This is a genomic window from Pseudomonas sp. GL-R-19 (assembly GCF_019956375.1).
Classification (GTDB): domain Bacteria; phylum Pseudomonadota; class Gammaproteobacteria; order Pseudomonadales; family Pseudomonadaceae; genus Aquipseudomonas.
In genome coordinates this window covers 1-2,644 of sequence record NZ_JAHBDJ010000078.1, presented here as the reverse complement: position 1 = coordinate 2,644, position 2,644 = coordinate 1, and the positions used below count along the sequence as shown (strand labels likewise).

Annotated in this window: 2 protein-coding genes; both read right to left on the bottom strand. The window is 61.9% G+C overall.

From position 1 onward, the window contains the following. Positions 1 to 127: 127 nt before the first annotated feature. Positions 128 to 883, bottom strand: coding sequence for an IS21-like element ISPre4 family helper ATPase IstB (gene istB, locus KGA83_RS27805; protein WP_223531375.1), 756 nt, complete (start codon positions 881 to 883; stop codon positions 128 to 130). Positions 884 to 903: 20 nt separating this feature from the next. Then, entirely contained in the window at positions 904 to 2,418 is a 1,515-nt protein-coding gene (istA, locus tag KGA83_RS27800) for an IS21 family transposase (RefSeq protein WP_223531374.1), read from the bottom strand. Positions 2,419 to 2,644 lie beyond the last annotated feature (226 nt).

Here is a 2,644-nt window from a genome sequence, read left to right as displayed (position 1 = left end):
TGCGGATTCCACGACACTTGGACACTCAATCCACGATCATCTGGACAGTCATTCCACGCTCACTTGGACACCTGATCCACATCCACTTGGACAGGCAGTCGGAGCGCAGCGACGCAGGTTTGCATAGTTAGTCTGAAGTCCCTGTTGCCGTCAATTTCGTTGCGCGCCTGCGCATCGATTCGCCCTTCAGTTCGATGCGATAAGCGTTATGCACCAGCCGGTCGAGGATCGCGTCGCCCAAGGTCGGATCGCCGATCAGCGCATGCCATTTGTCCACCGGCATCTGGCTGGTCACCAGCGTCGAGCGGTTGCCGTAGCGGTCGTCCAGCAGTTCGAGCATGTCGCGCCGTTGCGCAGCGGTAAACGGCGCCAAGCCCCAGTCGTCCAGGATCAGCAGGTCGGTCTTGGCGTAGCCGGCCATTAGTTTGGCGAAGCGGCCGTCGCCGTGGGCCAGGCCCAGTTCTTCCATCAAGCGCGGCAGGCGCAGATAGCGCACGCTATAGCCGTCCCGGCAGGCCTTGTGGGCCAGCGCGCAGGCGAGCCAGGTTTTGCCCACGCCGGTGGGGCCGCCGATGATCAGGTTCAGGCCGTCGCGCAGCCATTGGCCGCTGCCCAGTTGCAGGATCAGGGACTTGTCCAAGCCGCGCGGGCTGCGGTAGTCGATGTCTTCCAGGCAAGCGTTGTGGCGCAGCCGCGCGGCTTTCAGACGGGTATTCAGGCGGGCGTCTTCACGCTCGGTCAGCTCTCGGTCGACCATCAGGCCAAGGCGCTCATCGAAGCTGAGGTCATTGATGTCGGGCGTTGCGTGTTGCTCGCTCAGTGCCTTGATCATGCCGTGCAGTCGCAGGGTTTGCAGCTTGTCGAGTGTCGGGTTAGGCAGCATGTTCGTGCTCCTTTTTCAGGTCAGTGGTAGTAGCCAGGGCCACGCAAGTTGATGTGCTCGTCGGGCAGCAGCGGCAGGTTTTGCTGGGCCAGCGGCAGCCGTTCCAGCCCTTGGCGCAGGATCGATTCGAGGCTTTTGTAACTGCACGCGCCCAGTGCCAGCGCACGCTGGCAAGCGGCTTCCAGCCGCTCTTCGCCGTGCTGTTTGCTCAGGCGCAGGATGCCCAGGCAGGCGCGGAAGCCGTGCTGCGGATGGATTCGGCTTTCGAGGATGTAGGCGATGACGCCGGCCGTATTCGGCCCTGTCTGCTCTGCCCAGCGGATCAGCCGTTGCGGCGTCCACTCGGCATGTTCGCGGTGGCTCTTGGGCATGTGCTCGGCTTGGGTGGTGTGGCGGCCTTTGTGCTGTGAGCGCAGATGGCTGGCCACGCGCTGGTTGGTGTGGAAGCACTCGACGGTCTGCGCAGTCAGCCGTACTTCGAGTTGGTGCTTCACCAACTGGTACGGCACCGAGTAGAAGTGACCATCGACCTCGACGTGGTAGTCGATATGGACTCGCACTTTTTTCCATTCGGCATAGACGTAAGGGTGTTCCGGCAGCGGTTGCAGTGCAGGTTGGTCGATGGCTTCGAAGGCCGAGCGGCGGGAGCCCGGCAGCTTCTTGAAGGGCCGTTGATTGAGGCGTTCGAGCAGCACGCCGATCGCCGTGTTGAGTTCGCCCAGCGAGAAGAACTGGCGGTCGCGCAAGACCGCCAGGATCCAGCGCTCGACCACTTGCACGCCGACTTCGACCTTGGCTTTGTCCCGAGGCTTGCGGGATCTGGCTGGTAGCACGGCCACGCCGTAATGCTCGGCCAGGTCGCGATAACTGGGATTGATGTCGGGCTCGTAGCGATGCGCCTTGGTGACGCCACTGCGCAGGTTGTCCGGCACCAGGATCTGCGATGTGCCGCCAAGAAAAGCGAAGCAGCGGACGTGCGAGCCCAGCCAGTCGGGAAGTTTCTGCGACCAGGTGGCCTCGGCGAAGGTGTAGCTGGAGGCGCCCAGGACGGCGACGAAGATCTGGGTCTGACGGATTTCGCCGGTTTTGCGGTCGATGACCGGCACGGTCTGGCCGGCGTAATCGACGAACAGCTTTTCGCCAGCTCGATGCTCCTGGCGCATGACCACATCGACCCTGGCGGCCCAGAGCCGGTAGTGCTCGCAGAACCAGCTGTACTGGAAGCCTTGCGGGTGGCTGAGTCGGTACTCTTGCCAAAGCAAGGCCAGAGTCACGCCGGGTCGGCGTAGCTCGGCATGAGCCCATGCCCAGTCCGGCATCGGCCTTTGATCGCTGGGAACTGTCGGTGCTGGCGGAAACAGACATCGTTCCAGCTCAGCATCCGACAACGACGTAGGCCAAGTCAGCCCGCAAGCGTTGAAGCGGTGCAGGTAATTGCCGGCACTGCCGCTGCTGATGCGAAGGCTGATGGCAATCTTGCGCACGGACAGGCCGGCGTCGAACTTTAGGCGTAGTACCTCTCGGATTTTACGCATGGATAAACGCTCCACGACGACCTCTTTGCTTCGAGAAAAGAGGTCGATGGTAGTGAAAAATCCTGCGTCGCTGCCTGCCTGAACCTGGGATGGATCAGCGGAAAATCACTGTCCAAGTGCTCGTGGAATCAGTGTCCAAGTGGCCGTGGAATGAGTGTCCAAGTCAGCGTGGAATCGCTGTCCAAGTGTTCGTGGAATGGGTGTCCAAGTGCGTGTGGAATCCGCA